The 19,710-nt window shown below is 59.7% G+C and carries 19 protein-coding genes; 9 read left to right on the top strand and 10 right to left on the bottom strand.

What is annotated here, in order from left to right:
• Positions 1-16 precede the first annotated feature (16 nt).
• The 4 genes from D8U73_RS09975 (at position 17) to pdxH (ending at position 5,774) form a co-directional block, all read left to right on the top strand.
• Complete coding sequence (locus tag D8U73_RS09975; RefSeq protein ID WP_130904370.1) at positions 17-2,518, top strand: beta-galactosidase; 2,502 nt, start codon at positions 17-19, stop codon at positions 2,516-2,518.
• A gap of 232 nt (positions 2,519-2,750) precedes the next feature.
• On the top strand, positions 2,751-3,896 hold the full coding sequence (locus D8U73_RS09970) for a serine hydrolase domain-containing protein (protein WP_056856126.1): 1,146 nt from the start codon (positions 2,751-2,753) through the stop codon (positions 3,894-3,896).
• A gap of 114 nt (positions 3,897-4,010) precedes the next feature.
• Complete coding sequence (locus tag D8U73_RS09965; RefSeq protein ID WP_130904369.1) at positions 4,011-5,102, top strand: OmpA family protein; 1,092 nt, start codon at positions 4,011-4,013, stop codon at positions 5,100-5,102.
• A 24-nt stretch (positions 5,103-5,126) separates the two neighbouring features.
• Positions 5,127-5,774, top strand: a complete 648-nt coding sequence (gene pdxH / locus D8U73_RS09960; RefSeq protein WP_130904368.1) for a pyridoxamine 5'-phosphate oxidase — start codon at positions 5,127-5,129, stop codon at positions 5,772-5,774.
• A 5-nt stretch (positions 5,775-5,779) separates the two neighbouring features.
• Here pdxH and D8U73_RS09955 read toward each other — a convergent pair whose 3' ends face one another.
• A complete protein-coding gene (locus D8U73_RS09955) occupies positions 5,780-6,016 on the bottom strand; it encodes a hypothetical protein (RefSeq protein ID WP_056856123.1) in 237 nt (78 codons plus the stop codon).
• A gap of 169 nt (positions 6,017-6,185) precedes the next feature.
• On the opposite strand from D8U73_RS09955, the gene D8U73_RS09950 reads away from it, so the two are divergent.
• Positions 6,186-6,650, top strand: coding sequence for a glycine zipper 2TM domain-containing protein (locus tag D8U73_RS09950; protein WP_056856122.1), 465 nt, complete (start codon positions 6,186-6,188; stop codon positions 6,648-6,650).
• A gap of 75 nt (positions 6,651-6,725) precedes the next feature.
• Here D8U73_RS09950 and nhaA read toward each other — a convergent pair whose 3' ends face one another.
• A complete protein-coding gene (gene nhaA, locus D8U73_RS09945) occupies positions 6,726-7,913 on the bottom strand; it encodes a Na+/H+ antiporter NhaA (protein WP_056856121.1) in 1,188 nt (395 codons plus the stop codon).
• Positions 7,914-8,162: 249 nt separating this feature from the next.
• Here nhaA and D8U73_RS09940 point away from each other — a divergent pair, with 249 nt between their 5' ends.
• Positions 8,163-9,257 (top strand): PLP-dependent cysteine synthase family protein, encoded by a 1,095-nt coding sequence (locus D8U73_RS09940; RefSeq protein ID WP_056856120.1) that lies wholly within the window; start codon positions 8,163-8,165, stop codon positions 9,255-9,257.
• A 58-nt stretch (positions 9,258-9,315) separates the two neighbouring features.
• Here the strand turns inward: D8U73_RS09940 and D8U73_RS09935 are convergent, their stop codons facing one another.
• Positions 9,316-10,929, bottom strand: a complete 1,614-nt coding sequence (locus tag D8U73_RS09935; RefSeq protein ID WP_130904367.1) for an NAD(P)/FAD-dependent oxidoreductase — start codon at positions 10,927-10,929, stop codon at positions 9,316-9,318.
• A 95-nt stretch (positions 10,930-11,024) separates the two neighbouring features.
• Complete coding sequence (locus D8U73_RS09930) at positions 11,025-11,690, bottom strand: hypothetical protein (protein WP_130904366.1); 666 nt, start codon at positions 11,688-11,690, stop codon at positions 11,025-11,027.
• 173 nt (positions 11,691-11,863) lie between these two features.
• On the opposite strand from D8U73_RS09930, the gene D8U73_RS09925 reads away from it, so the two are divergent.
• Positions 11,864-12,223 carry a hypothetical protein gene (locus tag D8U73_RS09925; protein ID WP_130904365.1) on the top strand — a complete coding sequence of 120 codons (360 nt, stop codon included), beginning with the start codon at positions 11,864-11,866 and terminating at the stop codon, positions 12,221-12,223.
• A gap of 12 nt (positions 12,224-12,235) precedes the next feature.
• Here D8U73_RS09925 and D8U73_RS09920 read toward each other — a convergent pair whose 3' ends face one another.
• Complete coding sequence (locus D8U73_RS09920) at positions 12,236-12,835, bottom strand: short chain dehydrogenase (protein WP_130904364.1); 600 nt, start codon at positions 12,833-12,835, stop codon at positions 12,236-12,238.
• A 106-nt stretch (positions 12,836-12,941) separates the two neighbouring features.
• On the opposite strand from D8U73_RS09920, the gene D8U73_RS09915 reads away from it, so the two are divergent.
• Positions 12,942-13,853, top strand: a complete 912-nt coding sequence (locus D8U73_RS09915; protein WP_056856116.1) for a LysR family transcriptional regulator — start codon at positions 12,942-12,944, stop codon at positions 13,851-13,853.
• 184 nt (positions 13,854-14,037) lie between these two features.
• Here the strand turns inward: D8U73_RS09915 and D8U73_RS09910 are convergent, their stop codons facing one another.
• The 5 genes from D8U73_RS09910 to D8U73_RS09890 all read right to left on the bottom strand — a co-directional run bounded on the left by D8U73_RS09910 (position 14,038) and on the right by D8U73_RS09890 (position 19,041).
• Positions 14,038-14,739 carry an ABC transporter ATP-binding protein gene (locus tag D8U73_RS09910; RefSeq protein WP_034146751.1) on the bottom strand — a complete coding sequence of 234 codons (702 nt, stop codon included), beginning with the start codon at positions 14,737-14,739 and terminating at the stop codon, positions 14,038-14,040.
• A complete protein-coding gene (gene livG, locus D8U73_RS09905) occupies positions 14,740-15,507 on the bottom strand; it encodes a high-affinity branched-chain amino acid ABC transporter ATP-binding protein LivG (RefSeq protein WP_056856115.1) in 768 nt (255 codons plus the stop codon).
• Complete coding sequence (locus tag D8U73_RS09900; protein ID WP_056856114.1) at positions 15,504-16,760, bottom strand: high-affinity branched-chain amino acid ABC transporter permease LivM; 1,257 nt, start codon at positions 16,758-16,760, stop codon at positions 15,504-15,506. Before D8U73_RS09900 ends, livG begins: the two co-directional genes overlap by 4 nt.
• The gene (gene livH, locus D8U73_RS09895; RefSeq protein WP_056856113.1) at positions 16,757-17,680 is read right to left on the bottom strand and encodes a high-affinity branched-chain amino acid ABC transporter permease LivH; all 924 of its coding nucleotides are present in this window, start codon (positions 17,678-17,680) and stop codon (positions 16,757-16,759) included. The genes D8U73_RS09900 and livH overlap by 4 nt, the downstream gene beginning before the upstream one ends.
• Before the next feature lie 233 nt (positions 17,681-17,913).
• Positions 17,914-19,041 (bottom strand): branched-chain amino acid ABC transporter substrate-binding protein, encoded by a 1,128-nt coding sequence (locus tag D8U73_RS09890; protein ID WP_056856112.1) that lies wholly within the window; start codon positions 19,039-19,041, stop codon positions 17,914-17,916.
• Between the two features lie 350 nt (positions 19,042-19,391).
• On the opposite strand from D8U73_RS09890, the gene D8U73_RS09885 reads away from it, so the two are divergent.
• Complete coding sequence (locus tag D8U73_RS09885; protein WP_056856111.1) at positions 19,392-19,697, top strand: DUF2288 domain-containing protein; 306 nt, start codon at positions 19,392-19,394, stop codon at positions 19,695-19,697.
• The last annotated feature ends 13 nt before the right edge of the window (positions 19,698-19,710 follow it).

The following is a 19,710-nucleotide window of genomic DNA, read 5'->3' as shown; positions in this document are numbered from 1 at the left end:
GGAGAATTTCGTTCTCATGATTCGCCGTTCGTTGCCTGCCGTTTTTGCCTTGTTGTTCGCATCGCCCTTGCTGGCGGCTCCCGCCGGACAACAGACGCTGTTCAACTTTGTACGCCCCGCCGACGTGGTCCAGGTGGCGACTCAGGACGCCAGCCTGCCGCAATCCAACGCCGAGCAAACCCCCGAGGGCGAAGTGCTGCGCCGGGTGACATTCAACCCGGTGGCCAGGCCAACCCTGCGCCTGAGCCCGCAAACCGGCGCCTGGGACTGGTCGCAATCGGGCGTGATGAGCCTGCGAATCCAGAGTGCGATGAACTGGGCCGTGACCCTGTACGTGACTATTCAGAGCAACGATGGCAAGACACTGGTCAGCCGTGTCGATTTGCCGGCCGGTCCGGCGCAAACCCTGCTGGTGCCGCTGCAGCCGACGTCGCCGCTGAATCAGGGCATGAAAGCCGGCCCGCCAATGCCGATGTCCGTCGACGGTCAGCGCATCCTGTTGGCCAGCAGCGTCGGTGAGCTGGATCGCCGCCAGGTGGTGTCGGTCACTGTGTCGATGGATCAACCGCAAGTCGCCCAGAGCATCTTGCTCGAGCGCTTTGGCGTACAGGATGGCGAGTCCGTTACCCAAGCGGTGTATGGCGGCCTGGTGGACGCTTATGGTCAATCGACCCGGGCCAAATGGCCGGAGAAGGTCGCTGGCGATGAACAACTGAAAAGCGCCGCGGCCAAGGAACAACAACAGCTGAAAACCTGGTTGGCCGAGCGCGAGAAGGCTTCGCTGGACAAGTTCGGCGGCTGGAACAAAGGCCCTGCGTTCAAGGCCAGCGGTTTTTTTCGTACCGAGAAGCGTGATGGTCGCTGGTATCTGGTGACCCCTGAAGGGCACCCGTTTTATTCGTTGGGAGTCAACTCGGTCGCTGCGGACGTCAGCCAGACGTATGTCGCCGGTCGCGAGTGGATGTTCGAATCCCTGCCCAAGCCTGAGGAGCCTTTGGCCAGCCATTTCGGCGAAGGGGATAACCGCGGCGGCAATGGTGTCGACCAGGGACGAGGCTACAACTCCGGTCGCTGGTACGATTTTTACGGCGCCAACTTGCAGCGTTTGTACGGCGACCCTTGCGCGCTGGGCAGCGACACCAAGGCCGGTGTTGCGGCAGCCGCCAAGGCAGACGCGGTAGAAGCAACGGCAGAAAAAGCCGTCGAGCCAGCCGTGGCGCCTTCAAGTGCTGGATCCGGTATTGCCGAAGCGGCCAAAACCGATGCCGTCGACGCGACCGCCGCTAAAACAGCTGAGCCGACACCCGCCGAACCCTGCAAAGTGGCATTCGACGAAAAACGCTGGACCGGCCATACCCTCGACCGTCTGCAAGCCTGGGGCTTCAACACCGTAGGCAACTGGAGCGCGCCATCACTGGCCAACGCGGACCGCGTGCCATACACCTTACCGCTGTCGATCGTCGGTGATTACGCCAGCATCAGTACCGGTAGCGACTGGTGGGGCGGCATGCCTGACCCGTTCGATCCACGCTTCGCCATGGCCACCGAACGCGCCGTGGCTATTGCCACCCGTGATCATCGCGACGATCCGTGGCTGATCGGTTACTACGCCGACAACGAACTGGCCTGGGCCGGTCCCGGCGACGACCCGAAAGCCCGATATGCCTTGGCTTACGGCACCTTGAAAATGACCACTGACGTGCCGGCCAAGCGTGCGTTTCTCAAGCAACTGCGCGACAAGTACCGCAATCAGGCCGGTTTGTCGAAAGCCTGGGGCATTGATCTGCCAGCCTGGGAGTTGATGGAAGACCCTGGGTTCGTGCCGCCGCTGCCGAGTGCCGAGCACCCGGAAATCGAGGCCGATTTCAAATACTTCCAGAAGGTCTTCGCCGACACGTATTTCAAGACCATTTCCGACTCTCTCAAGTGGCACGCGCCGAACCAGCTGTTGCTCGGTGGTCGATTTGCCATCACCACCCCGGAAGCCGTCGAGTCCTGTGCCCAGTATTGCGACGTCCTGAGCTTCAACATGTACACCTTGCAACCGCAGGACGGTTACGACTTCACCAAACTGCGCAGCCTCGACAAACCGGTGTTAATCACTGAATTCAACTTCGGCTCGACTGATCGCGGCCCGTTCTGGGGCGGCGTGACGCAACTGGCGAAGGAAGACGATCGCGGCCCGGCCTATGCGAACTTCCTCAAAAAGGCTCTGAACGAACCGTCCATCGTTGGGGTGCACTGGTTCCAATATCTCGATCAACCCGTGACCGGGCGTCTGCTGGATGGCGAAAATGGCCATTTTGGTCTGGTAGGGATCACTGATCTACCGTTCCAGGGTTTTGTCGATAGCGTGCGCAAAAGCAATCTGGCGGCGGTCGATCAGCTGGCCAAAGAGGCCGAGAAAGCCGCAGCCGAGGCGGACAAGGCCAGTCATGATGCCGAGGGCGGTAGAGAGGCCGATGCCGGCAAAGGCCCGGGGAAGGGCGCCGGTGGGCATTCCGGCAAGGGGCATTGAGTCCAGATGCACCGCGTTATCGTTTTTCGCGGGCAAGCCTCGCGCCTACAGGTTTTGTGAAGGTCGCGATGACCGCAGGAGCGAGGCTTGCCCGCGAAGGCATCAGTGCCGACGCCAATTTGTCGATCACTTCCAGGGGTGATTGACCGCCCGGCCCGACCCTGTTCCCAAAACCGTCAAGGGCTGGAACAATGCGGGCCACTTTGTAGAGCGTTTATCCGGGGAGTTGCGGGTGCAGATTCAGGGTCATTACGAGCTTAAGTTCGAGGCAGTGCGTGAGGCATTCGCGGCACTGTTCGACGATCCCCAGGAGCGTGGCGCGGCGTTGTGCATCAAGATCGGTGGCGAAACCGTGCTCGACCTCTGGTCCGGCACCGCCGACAAGGATGGCGCCGAGGCCTGGCACAGCGACACCATCGCCAACCTGTTTTCTTGCACCAAAACCTTCACCGCCGTCACTGCGTTGCAGCTGGTCGCCGAAGGCAAGCTGCAACTGGACGCACCCGTTGCCCGTTATTGGCCTGAATTTGCCGCGGCTGGCAAAGAAGCCGTGACCCTGCGCCAACTGCTCTGTCATCAGGCCGGTTTGCCGGCATTGCGCGAGTTGCTGGCGCCCGAAGCCCTTTACGATTGGCCAACCATGGTCGGCGCCCTGGCCGCCGAAGCACCGTGGTGGACGCCGGGTGAAGGTCACGGATATGCGGCAATCACCTATGGCTGGCTGATCGGCGAATTGCTGCGACGCGCCGATGGTCGTGGGCCAGGTGAATCGATCGTGGCGCGGGTCGCCAAGCCATTGGGCCTGGATTTCCACGTCGGTCTGGCGGACGAAGAGTTCCATCGCGTGGCGCATATCGCTCGCGGCAAAGGCAACGTCGGCGACGCCGCTGCCCAGCGCCTGTTGCAAGTGACCATGCGCGAACCCACGGCCATGACCACGCGCGCGTTCACCAACCCGCCGTCGGTCCTCACCAGCACCAACAAACCGGAATGGCGGCGCATGCAGCAACCCGCAGCCAATGGTCACGGCAATGCCCGAAGCCTGGCCGGTTTTTACGCCGGTTTGCTGGACGGCAGCTTGCTCGAAGGCGAGATGCTCGACGAGTTGACCCGCGAGCACAGCCTCGGCGAGGACAAGACACTACTGACCCGGACCCGATTCGGTCTGGGTTGCATGCTCGATCAACCGGATGTGCCCAACGCGACATTCGGTCTGGGTCCACGAGCGTTCGGGCATCCGGGCGCAGGTGGCTCCATTGGTTTTGCTGACCCGGAGCACGATGTGGCTTTCGGTTTTGTGACAAATACACTGGGGCCGTACGTCTTGATGGATCCGCGCGCACAAAAGCTTGTGCGGGTACTGGCCACTTGTCTGTAAAACCCGCTGAAGGTTCCCGGAGCTGGAACCCGAAAGCCTTTTCAGTTTCAAAGCGTCTGTTTATGCGGGCCGATCCGGCCTGATTTTTTATGACTTCATTTTTGTGGATATCCAATGTCAACCAAACCAACCCTCGCTTTGGCACTGTGCTTCGCTATTACCGGTTGCGCACAGAATCCTAAAAATGATGCGGATGGCGGCAGCTGGTGGCCTTTCGGATCTTCCGACAAAGTTGCCGCAAAAGAACCTGCCCCAACTCCCGTGAAGCCTGCCGCCAGCGCGGCGGTAGCCAAGACTGAAAGCACCAGCCCCTGGTACTGGCCGTTCGGTTCCGATGACGACGCGAGCAAGTCTGCCGCCAAGCCGGAATCAAAGCCTGAAGCCAAACCTGCCGCAGTAGCCAAGGCCGATGCCGATGCAGGCGGCAAATGGTGGTGGCCGTTCGGCGGCAAAGAGCAGAGCGCCGCCAAAGTCGTGCCAATGCCGGATCCGAAAGTCACCCAGGCCTGGCTCGACGAGTACGAGCCGCGTTTGCGTACCGCGATCAAGGACAGCAACCTGCAACTCGAGCGCCGTGAAAACGTGCTGGTAGTGACGGCGCCTGTCGAAGGCTCGTTCAACCCGGATCGCCCGGCCATGTTGCTGCCGGTGACCCTCGGCCCGTTCACCCGGGTCGCGAAAATTCTCGAAGTCGATCCCAAGACTGCCGTGTTGGTACTTGGTCACAGCGACACCTCGGGTGCAGCGCCCGCCAACGTCAAGTTGAGCCAGGAGCGTGCCCAGGCTGTTGCGGCGATTTTCCGTCTCAGTGGTCTGCAACGAGATCGCCTGATGCTGCGCGGCATGGGTGGCGAAGCCCCGCGTGCCGCCAACGACAGCGTTGAAGGGCGAGCCTTGAACCGTCGCGTGGAACTGCTGGTGACCCCGCAAAACACCATGGTTGCCTTGCTGAGCAAGTACAATATGCCGGCTCCGGCGCCGGTCACCCTGGTGGCAGCGCAGGACATCAAACCGGTGGCCAAGCCTGTGACCCCGGCCCCAGCCGCCAAGAAGGCCGCCGTGCCTGCGACGAAAAAAGCACCGGCCAAGAAAGCGGCCGCCAAAAAGACCCCGGCTAAAACCGCAACGCCGGCGAAAAAGACTGCACCGGCCAAAGCGGCTACCGATACCAAGAAAGTCGCCGCCGCCGATAGCACAAAGAAGTGATTCGTTAATCAAAAGGAATGCGCCATGACCAAGGCCCTGGCTGATATGCGCCGCGATTACACCCGTGATGGCCTGACCGAGGCGCAAGCCCCGGTCGAGCCGTTTGCGCTGTTCCACCAGTGGTTCGCCGACGCGGTGAAAACCGAACAGGCACCGGTGGAAGCGAACGCCATGACCTTGGCCACGGTCGACCCGGACGGTCGGCCGCATTGCCGCATCCTGCTGCTCAAGGGTTTGGACGAAAAGGGCTTCACCTTCTTCACCAACTACGACAGTGCCAAGGGTCAACAGCTGGCGGCGAATCCGTTCGGGGCCATGACGTTTTTCTGGCCGACCCTGGAACGTCAGGTTCGGATCGAAGGGCGGGTGGTGAAAGTTACGCCACAAGAATCCGATGCCTACTACCAGGTTCGACCTTTGGGCAGCCGCCTTGGCGCGTGGGCATCACCGCAAAGCCGGGTGATCGCCGACCGTGCTGAACTGGAAAAACTGCTCAAGGATACCGAGCAGCGTTTCAGCGATAACCAGCCACACTGCCCTGAACATTGGGGTGGTTATCGCCTGCTGCCGGAGCGCATCGAGTTCTGGCAGGGCCGTCCGAGCCGTCTCCATGACCGTCTCAACTATCGCTTGCAGGGCTCCGGCTGGATTCTTGAACGCCTGGCACCCTAAGCAGTCTACCGCTCGAGATAGCCTGCCGCAGCGGCCTCCAGCCATTGCGGCAAGTCTCGACGCTTGATCTTTTGCGCCTGAGCGTTCGCCAGTTGCTGGAGCATGAACGCTTTTTTGCGTTCGTCATTCCCGGCTAACGCCAGTGCCAGGTCGCGGTCCATCCAGCGTTTGATCCGTACGTACAGCCAATAGTGGAAGTACAGACCGGCAACGGTCGTCACGACGATGATAAAGTAATCCATGAAAATCCTCGGGCAGCGGCGCAGATTGCCGAAATGGTCGCTACTGTGTGATGAAAATCGCGCACAGGCCCTGTACCGGAACTGAATGAAATCATTTTTATCCGGGCGATGCCGTGACAGGCGTCAAGCTGCGGAGTTTAATGAATACCTGTCCTTTGGAGTTGATGCTATGCGTAAGTCTGTTCTGCTGGTTGCTTCCTTTTCCACGATGGCGATGTTGCTCACTGGTTGCCAATCGAGCCTGACCGGTGACTCCTACTCCCGTGACGAAGCGCGTCGCGTGCAGACGGTTCGCATGGGTACGATCGAAGCATTGCGCCCGGTAAAAATCGAAGGCACCAAAACCCCGATCGGCGGCCTCGCCGGCGCAGCCGTTGGCGGTGTTGGTGGCAGTGCCATCGGTGGCGGTCGCGGCAGTATCGTTGCAGCGGTCATCGGTGCAGTTGCCGGTGGCCTGGTGGGTTCGGCGGCCGAAGAAGGCCTGACCCGCACCCAAGGCGTGGAAATCACCGTCCGCGAAGACGACGGCAGCATGCGTGCCTACGTGCAACAGGTTCAGGAAAACGAAGTGTTCCGCGTGGGTGAACGTGTTCGAATCGCAACAGTTGACGGCACGAGCCGCGTTACGCACTAAGCGTAATCGGGTAAAAGAAAACCCCGATCAGGTAACTGGTCGGGGTTTTTTATGAACGTGCCTTAACACTCAGGGCTATGCGCTCTGAGGATCACGCTTGCGACTCGCCATTGCCGTGACCGCATAACCGATCAGAGCCGCCAGAATCGAACCGGTCAAAATTCCCATGCGGTCCATACCGGCGTAGTCGCTGACGCCCGGCTCGAAGGCCAGGGAACCGACGAAAAGGCTCATGGTGAAACCGATCCCGCAGAGAATCGCCACACCCAGCACCTGGCCCCAATTGGCGCCTTGGGGCAGGGCGGCGATGCCGATTTTTACCGCCAGCCAGGTCAGGCCGAACACGCCGACGGTCTTGCCCAGCAGCAGGCCGATGGCGATGCCCATTGGCACATCGTGAGTGAAGTTTTCGGCGGTAACGCCGCTCAGGGAAAGCCCCGCATTGGCGAAGGCGAACAACGGCAGGATGCCGTAGGCCACCCAAGGGTGCAGGGCGTGTTCGAGCGTCAGCAGTGGCGAAGGCTCGGCGTTTTTCGTGCGCAGCGGAATGCAGAAGGCCAGGGTGACACCGGCCAGCGTGGCGTGCACGCCGCTCTTGAGTACGCAGACCCAGAGGATCAGACCAATAATCATGTACGGCCCGAGCTTGACCACCCCGAGCCGGTTCATGCCGATCAGCGCCGCGATGCAGGCCGCTGCCAGTGCCAGCGACAGGGTCGACAGTGCGCCCGAGTAGAAAATCGCAATGATGATGATTGCACCGAGGTCATCAATGATGGCCAGGGTCATGAGGAACAGTTTCAGCGACACCGGAACCCGTTTGCCCAACAGCGCCAGCACGCCAAGGGCGAAGGCGATGTCGGTGGCGGTCGGGATCGCCCACCCGCTGAGGGCTGGCGGGTTGTCGCGGTTGAGAAACCAGTAGATCAGCGCCGGTACGACCATGCCGCCAATTGCTGCCGCACCGGGCAGGACGATCTGTGACGGCTTGGACAGTTGACCGTCGAGGACTTCGCGCTTCACTTCCAGGCCGATCAGCAGGAAGAACAGCGCCATCAGGCCATCGTTGATCCACAGCAGCAACGGTTTGGCGATTTTCAGCGCGCCGATCTGGGCCACCACGGGGGTTTCCAACAGGCCGTTGTAAAGCCATGACAGCGGCGAATTGTTGATGATCAAAGCCAGAACGGCAGCGGCGATCAATAACAGACCGCTGGCAGCTTCCAACTGAAAGAAACGCGTGAAAGTGCTACGCAGAGGCAAGGTTGCTCTCCATCTGTGAATTCAAAAGGTGTTACACCCTAACAATTCCCGTTAGTTGTTAAAACAAAAGTTATATTCTTTTTAGTTATATGTCGTTACAAGGCACTCCCGTGCTGAGGACTGAGCCTAGCAGTTGCCCGACGTATTGGAGCGCAGCTGTATCTGTGCTGAATGTAGGTTTTTTCCTAAGCTTGCTGATTGAGCCCTGTTGCAAGGCCAATTCCTGCCCGATACAACGAGAAAACCACCATGAGCGACAACCGACAGTGGGCCCGCGAAGCCATCCGGATCATTGAAGCCGACTTTCAGCGCAGCGCCGATACCCATCTGATCCCTTTGCCGCTGCCGGGTTTTCCGGGCATCGAGTTGTACTTCAAGGATGAATCCAGTCATCCCACCGGCAGCCTCAAGCACCGGCTGGCGCGATCGCTGTTCCTGTATGCGCTGTGCAACGGCTGGCTCAAGCCCGGGGCACCGGTCATCGAAGCCTCCAGCGGTTCGACGGCGATTTCCGAAGCGTACTTTGCGCGCATGCTGGGCTTGCCGTTCATTGCAGTAATGCCCGCGACCACTTCCAGGGAAAAGATCGCGCAGATCGCCTTTTATGGTGGCCAAAGCCATCTGGTTGACGATCCGACGCAGATCTACGCCGAATCAGAGCGACTGGCGCGCGAGCACGACGGGCACTTCCTCGATCAGTTCACCTACGCCGAGCGCGCGACCGACTGGCGGGCGAACAACAACATTGCCGAATCGATTTTTCAACAAATGCGCTTCGAGCAGCACCCGGAACCGAGCTGGCTGATTTCCAGTCCTGGCACCGGGGGAACCACTGCCACCCTGGGCCGCTATGTTCGCTATCGCCAGCATTGCACCCGGGTGTTGTGCGCCGATGCCGAGCGCTCGGTATTTTTCGATTACTACCAGACCGGCGATGCCAGCCTGCGCCTGGACCACGGTTCGCGGATCGAAGGTATTGGCCGGCCACGGGTAGAAGCATCGTTCCTGCCCAAGGTCATTGATGCAATGGTCAAGGTGCCGGATGCACTGTCGCTGGCGGCGATGCATTACCTGGCCGAGCGGTTGGGGCGGCATGTCGGCGGGTCGAGCGGCACTAACCTGATCGGCGCGTTGATGGCTGCGCAGCATATGAAGGCGGCAGGGGAGTCGGGGTCGATGGTGGCGATTCTGTGTGACAGTGGCGAGCGTTATGCCGACACCTATTACGATCAGAAATGGCTCAAGGACCAAGGGTATGAGTTGAGCGGATTGAAGGCGGCGGTTGCCGCCAGTGCGGAGCGAGGTGAACCGCTGCCGGCGAGCGTGTTACGCGCCAATATTTAGCCTCGCTCTTACAGATAATGCTGTTCACGGGTACAGTGTTTGTTTCAAAGATTTCGTATCAGGCCTCCAGGCCCAGGATATCCCGCGCCACTGCCTCGGCAATGCGAATCCCGTCCACACCGGCCGACAGAATCCCGCCCGCATAACCTGCGCCTTCGCCCGCCGGGAACAGGCCTTTTACGTTCAGGCTCTGCATCGACTCATTGCGGGTAATACGCAGCGGCGACGAGGTGCGGGTCTCGATGCCGGTCAACACGGCATCGTGCAGCGAGTAACCGCGAATTTGTTTCTCGAACGCTGGCAGTGCTTCGCGAATGGCCTCAATGGCGAAGTCCGGTAATGCCAGGGCCAGATCGCCCAACGCAACACCCGGTTTGTAGGACGGTTCAACGCTACCCAGCTCGGTGGACGGCTTGCCCGCAATAAAGTCGCCGACCAGTTGCGCTGGCGCTTCGTAATTGCTGCCGCCCAATACAAAAGCGTGGGATTCCAGACGCTCCTGCAACTCGATCCCGGCCAGCGGGCCGCCCGGGTAATCGACTTCCGGCGTAATGCCGACGACGATCCCGGAGTTGGCATTGCGTTCGTTGCGCGAGTACTGGCTCATGCCATTGGTGACCACGCGGTTCGGCTCGGAAGTCGCCGCCACCACCGTGCCGCCCGGGCACATGCAGAAGCTGTAGACCGAACGGCCGTTCTTGGCGTGGTGCACCAGTTTGTAGTCGGCGGCGCCAAGCTTTGGGTGGCCGGCGTACTTGCCCAGGCGCGCACGGTCGATCAGCGATTGCGGATGCTCAATACGGAAACCCACCGAGAACGGTTTGGCTTCCATGTACACGCCGCGACCGTGGAGCATGCGGAAGGTATCGCGGGCACTGTGGCCGAGGGCCAGGATCACGTGTTTGGAATGAATCTGTTCGCCGCCATCGAGTTCTACGCCGACCAGTTGGCCGTCTTCGATCAGCACGTCGGTAACCCGCTGCTGGAATCGAACTTCGCCGCCCAATGCACGAATCTGCTCACGCATGTTTTCCACGACACCGGTCAGACGGAACGTACCGATGTGCGGCTTGCTGACGTAAAGGATTTCTTCCGGCGCGCCGGCCTTGACGAATTCGTGCAGGACTTTGCGACCGAGGAATTTCGGGTCCTTGATCTGGCTGTAGAGCTTGCCGTCGGAGAACGTCCCCGCGCCGCCTTCGCCGAACTGCACGTTGGACTCAGGGTTGAGCACGCTTTTGCGCCACAGGCCCCAGGTGTCCTTGGTGCGCTGGCGCACTTCGGTGCCGCGTTCGAGAATGATCGGCTTGAAGCCCATTTGCGCAAGCAGCAGGCCGGCGAAAATCCCGCACGGGCCGAAACCGACGACGATCGGGCGCACGCTCAGGTCGGCCGGCGCCTGGCCAACCTCTTTGTAGCTGACATCCGGTGCCACGTTGACGTTACGGTCATCGGCGAACTTGTGCAGCACCGCCGCCTCATCGCGAACGTTGAGGTCGATGGTGTAGATGAAGCACAATTCGGAGGACTTTTTGCGCGCATCGTAGCTGCGCTTGAACAAGGTGAAATCGAGCAAATCATCGCTGGCAAGGCCTAAGCGCTGCACGATGGCAGGGCGCAGGTCTTCTTCGGGATGGTCGATCGGCAACTTGAGTTCGGTGATTCGTAACATGGCGGGATCCGGTTCGCGGGGCGCACAACTGCGCCAGGGCGTTTGAAGCCGGCGATTATAAGCTCCAAAAGCCCGGTCCCGTGAGGCTTAAACGATCAGTCGTCGCGCGAGCCGCCGAAATACCCGCAACCGCGCTGCACCTGACCATCGACGCGCAGTTCGGCGCTCATGTGTTGAATGCTGCCAGTGCTGCTGTCGACGCAGCGTTGCGGCGCGACCCACAATTCGATGTGCTGGTTATTGGCTTCGGTGCTGAGGTTGAAGCGGCCATCGCCCAATTGCTCTTCAACGTAAGGCACTGCCAATGGCGGCTGGCCGGCGCGGTCGATGACCATGCCCTTGCCGCTGACTTTCACGTTCCACTCCGGGGTGTGACCGGCGGCGCGCAGAATCAGCAATTTGAAATTGGCATCCTCGCATGCATTGCCCGAGCGCTCGACGCGGTACAACTGCTGCAGGTCGAGCTGGCCGTCGCCATCACCCGCAACGATCCGCCCGCGCACATCGGCGAACAGCTTGCCTTTGGCATCGGCCAGCGTAGCGGCCTGTTGCAATACGCTGGTGCCGCCCGTGTCGTTGACCACATAACGCCGCTGCTCACCGCACGGCTGGAACAACAGCTTCCCGTCGGCTGCACTCAACTGGCCTTGCATGCGGGTCTGGCCGACGTGGGTAGCACTCTCACGCTCGCCATCGAACAATTGGCAAGCGGCGAATAGAGGAAGCAGGGCAACGAGAACTAAGGAACGGGCAGCACGCATCTTGGGGTCTCCTGACAAGTGCCGCCACGTTACTCAGGCTGACCGTTCATCACAAGACTGGAGTTTGTCTGCGGCAAATCTGAGGTCGATTTATCGGCAACAACTTGAGGTAAATCCAAAGCCGAATACCAGGATGCCAACGGTAAGCTGTCACTTTTTTGCAGGGGGTGGATGTGAAGAAGGCAGTGGGCTGGAAGATCGGGTTGTTATTGCCGGTGATGATGGGGGCGGCCACGGCCAGTCAGGCTGCCGAGATCAATTTGTCTTCGGCAACCGATTTCACCCGGATGGATGTGCTGTTGAAGGATGACGACAGACTTCAATCGACGTTTGAAATGAATGTCACGCTCAGTCCTGAAGCCACCGAGAGAATGCAGAACATTTCTCGTGCTTCCCTGGGCCAACAATTGACGCTGTCGATCAATGGCTGGAAGGTCTCTACCGCGACAGTGCAAACGGTCCTGGGCTCACAGTTCAGGGTTTCCATCCCGAAAGCCGTGGCCAAAGACCTTTTGCCCACATTGGTCGATTGAGCTCGAACCGGGTCAGCCCACGTGAAAGGTCTGGCCGGTTTGCAGGCCTTCCACGCTTTTGGCGTAGGCCAATGCCACATCCGCTGCCGGAACCGGTTTGAAGCCACGGAAGTACGGGGCGTATTTGCCCATGGCTTCGACCAGCACGTTCGGACTGATCGAGTTCACGCGCAGGCCACGTGGCAGTTCGATAGCGGCGGCGCGGACGAAGCTGTCCAGCGCACCGTTGACCAGCGCTGCCGAGGCACCACTGCGAATCGGATCGTGGCTGAGCACACCCGTGGTGAAGGTGAACGAGGCGCCGTCATTGGCGAACTCGCGGCCGATCAGCAGCAGGTTGACCTGGCCCATCAACTTGTCTTTCAGGCCCAGGGCGAAACTTTCCTCACTCATTTCTGCCAGTGGTGCGAAGGTCACGTTGCCGGCGGCGCAGATCAGCGCATCGAATTTTCCGGTCTGCTCGAACAGTTTGCGAATCGAAGCACCGTCACTGATATCCACCTGAAAATCGCCGCTGTTGCGGCCGATGCGCACGATCTCGTGGCGCTGGGACAGCTCCTTGTCGACTGCCGAACCAATGGTGCCGCCTGCGCCGATCAAAAGAATTTTCATGGGTACTGATCCTCAAGTGGATTGAATGAGTGCTCAGTCTAGAGTGGTTTTTTATCTGGATAAGCGCACTAATAGGCAACCTTTGGTTTTCAATTGGAAACAATCAATGAGTGAGATGGATGATCTGGCGGCGTTCGCGGTATTGGTAGAAGCGGGCAGTTTTACCTTGGCTGCGCAGCAACTGGGTTGCAGCAAGGGCCAATTGTCCAAACGCATCAGTCAATTGGAGGCACAGTTCTCTGTGGTTTTGTTGCAGCGCACCACGCGGCGCTTGAGCCTGACAGCTGCCGGCGCGGCGTTGTTGCCGCAGGCGCAGGCACTGGTGACCCAGGTCGAGCGCGCACGCCAGGCCCTGGCGCGGTTGAAGGACGACATGGCCGGCCCGGTGCGCATGACGGTGCCGGTGTCGTTGGGGGAAACCTTCTTTGATGGGTTGCTGTTGGAGTTTTCGGCCAAATACCCCGAAGTGCAGATCGAACTGGAGCTCAACAACAATTACCGTGACTTGTCTCGCGATGGCTTCGATCTGGCGATCCGCGCCGACGTGGCCATCGACCAGCGGCTGGTGGCACGTCCGCTGCTGGCCTGGCATGAAATGACCTGTGCCAGCCCGGCCTATCTGGAGCAATACGGCGAACCGCAGACCCCCCAGGCACTGGCCGAACATCGTTGCCTGCTCAACAGCCATTACAGTGGTCGTGAAGAATGGTTGTATCACCAACAGCACGAACTGTTGCGAGTGCGGGTTTCGGGGCCGTTTGCCAGCAATCATTACAGCCTGTTGAAGAAAGCCGTACTCACTGGCGCCGGCATTGCGCGCCTGCCGTCCTACTTGCTGTCGGCGGAATTGGCTGACGGCCGTTTGCATTGGCTTTTGCGTGATTATCAGACACGAATTATGCCGATGTATCTGGTGCATCCGTATCAGGGCGGATTGCCAAAGCGTACGCAGGTGTTGGCGGACTATTTGATTGGCTGGTTCAAGCGCAGCGGTGAAGCGCTGGATCGACTTCGCTAGCCGATGACTGTCGATGATCGTTCCCACGCTCTGCGTGGGAATGCCTCGCCGGACGCTCTGCGTCCGCTTGGGACGCGGAGCGTCCAGGGCTGCATTCCCACGCAGAGCGTGGGAACGATCGGGCAAGGGAGTCTGGCAGGATAAGAAAAACGGCCCGAAGGCCGTTTTCTGTTTACCGCTGAAGTTAGCCGCCGAGGTACGCTTCGCGCACTTTCGGGTCGGTCAGCAGCGCTTCACCAGTGCCTTGCATCACTACCCGGCCGTTCTCGAGAACGTAGGCGCGGTCAGCGATTTTCAGCGCCTGGTTGGCGTTTTGCTCGACCAGAAACACCGTCACGCCGTCCTTGCGCAGCTGTTCGATGATGTCGAAGATCTGCTGGATGATGATCGGGGCCAGGCCCAGCGATGGCTCGTCGAGCAGCAGCAGCTTGGGCTTGCTCATCAGCGCACGGCCGATGGCGAGCATTTGCTGTTCGCCGCCGGACATGGTGCCGCCGCGCTGGCTGAAGCGTTCTTTCAGGCGTGGGAAAAGTCCGAGGACCTTGTCCATTTGCTCCTGGTAGTCGCCCTTGGCGGTGAAGAACCCGCCCATGGACAGGTTCTCTTCGACGGTCAGACGAGAAAACACCCGACGACCTTCCGGCACCACGGCAATGCTCTTGCGCATGATCTGCGAGGAGTCCTGGCCGACCAGTTCTTCACCCATGTAGCGGATGCTGCCGCTGTGGGCGCGCGGTGAACCGCAAAGCGTCATCAGCAACGTGGACTTGCCGGCACCGTTGGCGCCGATCAGGGTCACGATTTCGCCCTGACGGACTTCGACGTTGACACTGTGCAGGGCCTGGATCTTGCCGTAGAAGGTGGAAACGTTTTCGAACTGCAGCATTTACGCTTCCCCCAGGTAGGCTTTGATCACTTCAGGATTGTCGCGGATCTGTTCCGGCGTACCGTCGGCCAGAGGGGTACCCTGGTTGATCACGACGATGTGGTCGGAAATGCTCATGACCAGTTTCATGTCGTGTTCGATCAGCAGCACGGTGACATTGTGCTCTTCACGCAACACGCTGATCAGCGCCTTCAGGTCTTCGGTTTCCTTTGGGTTCAGGCCGGCGGCCGGTTCGTCGAGCATGAGGATCCGCGGGCGGGTCATCATGCAGCGGGCGATTTCCAGGCGACGTTGCTGACCGTAGGCCAGGGTGCCGGCCGGACGGTTGGCGAACTCTTTCAGGTTGACCTTTTCCAGCCAGTACTCGGCGAAGTCCATGGCCTCGCGTTCGCTCTTGCGGAACGACGGGGTCTTGAACAGGCCGGACAGGAAGTTGGTGTTCAGGTGACGGTGCTGGGCGATCAAGAGGTTCTCGACCGCGGTCATGTCCTTGAACAACCGCACGTTCTGGAAAGTACGCACCACGCCTTTGAGGGCGATCTTGTGACCCGGCAGGCCTTCGATCGGCTCGCCGTCCAGCAGGATGCTGCCACCGCTCGGCTTGTAGAAGCCGGTCAGGCAGTTGAACACGGTGGTCTTGCCGGCGCCGTTGGGGCCGATCAGGGCAACCACTTGTTTCTCTTTCACGCTCAAGGCCACGCCATTGACCGCCAGCAAGCCGCCGAAGCGCATGCTCAGGTTTTCTACTTTAAGGATCTCGCGGCTCATTTGCGCAGCTCCATGTGAGGACGTTGCATGGGCAGCAGACCCTGAGGGCGCCAGATCATCATCAGTACCATCAAGGCACCGAACATCAACATGCGGTATTCACTGAACTCACGCATCATTTCCGGCAACAGGATCATCACCACGGCAGCGAGGATGACGCCCAGCTGCGAGCCCATGCCACCGAGCACCACGATGGCGAGGATGATCGCCGACTCGATGAAGGTGAAGGATTCCGGCGTTACCAGGCCCTGACGGGCAGCGAAGAAGCTGCCGGCAAAACCGGCGAATGCTGCGCCGAGAGTGAACGCGGAAAGCTTGATCACCGTCGGGTTCAGACCGAGCGCACGGCAGGCGATTTCGTCTTCGCGCAACGCTTCCCAGGCACGGCCCAGAGGCATGCGCAGCAAGCGATTGATGACGAACAGTGCAGCCAGTGCCAGGAACAGCGCGACCAGGTAGAGGAAAATCACCTTGTTGATCGAGTTGTATTCCAGACCGAAGTACTCGTGGAAGGTTTGCAGACCCTCCGCGGCTTTACGTTCGAAGGTCAGGCCGAAGAACGTTGGCTTCTCGATGTTGCTGATGCCGTTCGGGCCGCCGGTGATATCGGTCAGGTTACGCAGGAACAGACGGATGATTTCACCGAAGCCCAGGGTCACGATCGCCAGGTAGTCGCCGCGCAAGCGCAGTACCGGGAAACCGAGCAGGAAGCCGAAGGTGGCCGCCATCAGGCCGGCAATCGGCAGGCAGATCCAGAAACTCAGACCGTAGTAGTGCGACAGCAGCGCGTAGCTGTAGGCGCCGACGGCATAGAAACCGACGTATCCGAGGTCGAGCAGGCCAGCCAGGCCGACCACGATGTTCAGGCCGAGACCGAGCATCACGTAGATCAACACCAGCGTGGCGATATCCACCGCACCGCGGGAGCCGAAGAACGGCCAGACCAGTGCACCGGCGATCAACGCAATGATGATCCAGCGCTGGGTGGTCGGCAGGGTCAGGAAGTTGCTGGCCTTGGCCGGAATCAGCGGCATGCTTGGCGAAGAACGCCAGGCCGAACTGATCTGCTGGTCGAACAGCACACGCAGGAACATCAGCACCGAACACACGGCGATGGTGATCAGGGTAGCGGTGCTGGTGCCATGCACCTCGAGGTTGATGCCGACGATGGTCAGCTTCAGACCGAGTACCGGGTAGGCCACGGCCCACACCAGCAAGGCGCTGAACAGCGCCTGTTTAAGATTCCTAGTCATACCTTCTCAACCTCCGGACGGCCCAGCAGGCCGGTTGGCCGGAACAACAGCACCAGAACCAGCAGGCCGAACGCCACGACGTCCTTGTACTGGTCGCCGAAGATATCGGCACCAAAGGCTTCCGCCACACCCAACACGAGCCCGCCGAGCATGGCGCCCGGAATGCTGCCGATACCGCCCAGTACCGCTGCGGTAAAGGCCTTGAGGCCGACCAGGAAACCGGCGTTCGGGTTGATCACGCCGTATTGCATGCTCAGCAGCACGGCGGCGATGGCCGCCAGCGCGGCACCGATGACGAAGGTCAGGGCGATGATGTTGTTGGTGTTGATACCCAGCAGGTTGGCCATCTTGATGTCTTCGGCGCAGGCGCGGCAGGCGCGGCCCAGGCGAGAGCGGGAGATGAACAGGGTCAGGCCGAGCATGGCGACCAGGGTCACCACGAACACCACGATTTGCATGTAGGAAATCAGCACTTCATGTGCGCCACCTGGCCCGAAGGCAAAGTTGCCCGGAATCAGGTTGGGGATGGATTTGTCCTTGGAGTCTTGCGCCAGCAGAACCGTGTTCTGCAGGAAGATCGACATACCGATGGCGGAGATCAGCGGGATCAGACGGTTGCTGCCGCGCAAGGGGCGGTAGGCGATCCGTTCGATGCTGTAACCGTAGGCACTGGTCACCACGATGGTGGCGATGAAAGCGGCGGTCATCAACAGCGGAACACTGTCGAGTCCCATCATGGCCAGCCCGGCGATGGCGATGAACGCCACGTAGGAACCGATCATGTACACCTCGCCGTGGGCGAAGTTGATCATTCCAATGATGCCGTAAACCATCGTATAGCCGATGGCGATCAGGGCATACGTGCTGCCAATGGTCAGGCCATTAACCAGCTGTTGGAAGAAGTGATAGATGTCAGGCATTACAGCGCTCCTAAAAACCTGATACGCATTTCACTGGTGGAGTCATTTTCCCGCCCGAGCCCCGTGGATCTGCATCCACTTCGAATTCGGGGTTTGCCAGCGAACCGCTGATGACGGTTTTGAGATTTTCAGGTGGGGAGACTGGCGGATCACGCCAGCGCGGCCCAGATACATTCGTAAAACAAAGCCCACGGCACGCCGTGGGCTTTGTTGGCAGTCAGTCAGGCAGCGCCTTACTGAGGCTTGGCTTCAGTTTTTGGTTTGCCGAAGTGCCACTCGTAAACCACGAATTTGAAGTCTTTCAGGTCGCCTTTCTCGTCGAAGCTCAGGTCGCCGGTAGGGGTCTTGAAGGTGCCTTTGTGGATGGCTTCAGCCACTTTGGCGGAGTCTTCGGACTTGGCAGCCTTGATACCGTCGGCAATCACGGTCACAGCCGAGTAGGCCGGGAACACGAATGGACCGCTCGGGTCTTCTTTCTTGGCTTTGAACGCATCAGCCAGGGCAACGTTGGCCGGATCCTGGTCGAAGGATTTCGGCAGGGTCACCAGCAGGCCTTCGGAAGCGTCTTTGGCGATCTGCGAAATGGAGTCGTTACCCACGCCTTCCGGACCCATGAACTTGGCTTTCAGGCCTTTTTCCTGGGATTGACGCAGGATCAGGCCCAGCTCCGGGTGGTAGCCGCCGTAGTAGACGAAGTCGACGTTGGCTTGCTTGAGCTTGGCGATCATCGAAGAGAAGTCCTTGTCGCCGGCGTTGACGCCTTCGAACACGGCGACTTTCACGCCTTTCTTCTCAAGAGTGGTTTTGACGGCGGTGGCGATGCCTTCACCGTATTGCTGTTTGTCGTGCAAAACAGCAACGATCTTCGGTTTGACGTAGTCGGCGATGTAGTTACCGGCGGCAGGGCCCTGGGCGCTGTCCAGACCGATGGTACGGAAGACCATTTTGTAACCACGGGCGGTGATGTCCGGGCTGGTGGCAGCCGGGGTGATCATGATCACGCCTTCGTCTTCGTAGATGTCCGAAGCCGGTTGAGTGGAGCTGGAGCACAGGTGACCCACCACGAACTTGACGCCGTCGTTGACGACTTTGTTCGCTACGGCCACGGCTTGTTTTGGATCACAGGCGTCATCGTATTCAACGGCTTCGAGTTTCTTGCCGTCTACGCCGCCTTTGGCGTTGATCTGTTCGATGGCCATTTTGGCGCCACTGAACTGCATGTCGCCGTATTGGGCTACAGGGCCGGTCTTGGGGCCGGCGATGCCGATCTTGATGGTGTCAGCTGCGAACGAATGGCTGGCAACCCCGGCCAGAACCATAGCGGCAAACAGTTTGGAAATCTGCTTAGTAGCCTTAGTCATAGTGCTCCACTCTTACTGTTGTAGTTTTTATAGTCCTGGCGCCGTTGGCAGCAGAACCGGGTCAGATATCTACGACATCCCCCGGAAATGCCCCCCGGCAACTGTACCGGTACAGTGTAGAGCGCCGATTGTCAGCCTGGGAAGCTGGCGCCAGGGGGCAAAACTTGGGGGTGTCGCTATTTTGAAAGAAAAAGACAGAATTGCGGCGGGGCGTTGAAAGGCTTATAGCCAGATTCCGTGCATTCCTTGGCGTTCCTGCTCTTTTCGTTCAGTGACACAAATTGCATCTGGGTTTTTCTGCCAGACCACCGACGTTATCATTGCGTCGATTTCTTTTCCGGACCGGACCCATGACTGAAGAACCTAGCACCCTCTATGCCAAACTGCTTGGTGAAACCGCATCTATTACCTGGAAGGAACTGGAGCCGTTCTTTGCCAAGGGTGCCCTATTATGGGTCGACGCGAGCCTGGATCTGATCGCCGCGGCAGAGGCCGTAGCGAGTGATGAAGGCGAGAAAGTGGCTGCCTGGCTGGCCGAAGACCAGCTCGCCAAGCTGTCTGAAACGCGGGCGCTGGATCTTTTTGAACGTGATCCGCAGCTGTGGGCGGTGGTGGTTTCGCCGTGGATTATGATTCAGGAAAGGGCGCAGTCCTGATAGCGTGAACCTT

The organism is Pseudomonas sp. Sample_22 (genome assembly GCF_004307635.1).
In the GTDB taxonomy this organism is placed as follows: domain Bacteria; phylum Pseudomonadota; class Gammaproteobacteria; order Pseudomonadales; family Pseudomonadaceae; genus Aquipseudomonas.
The sequence above is the reverse complement of the archived record's forward strand: the minus strand, read 5'-3'. Positions and strand labels throughout refer to the sequence as shown.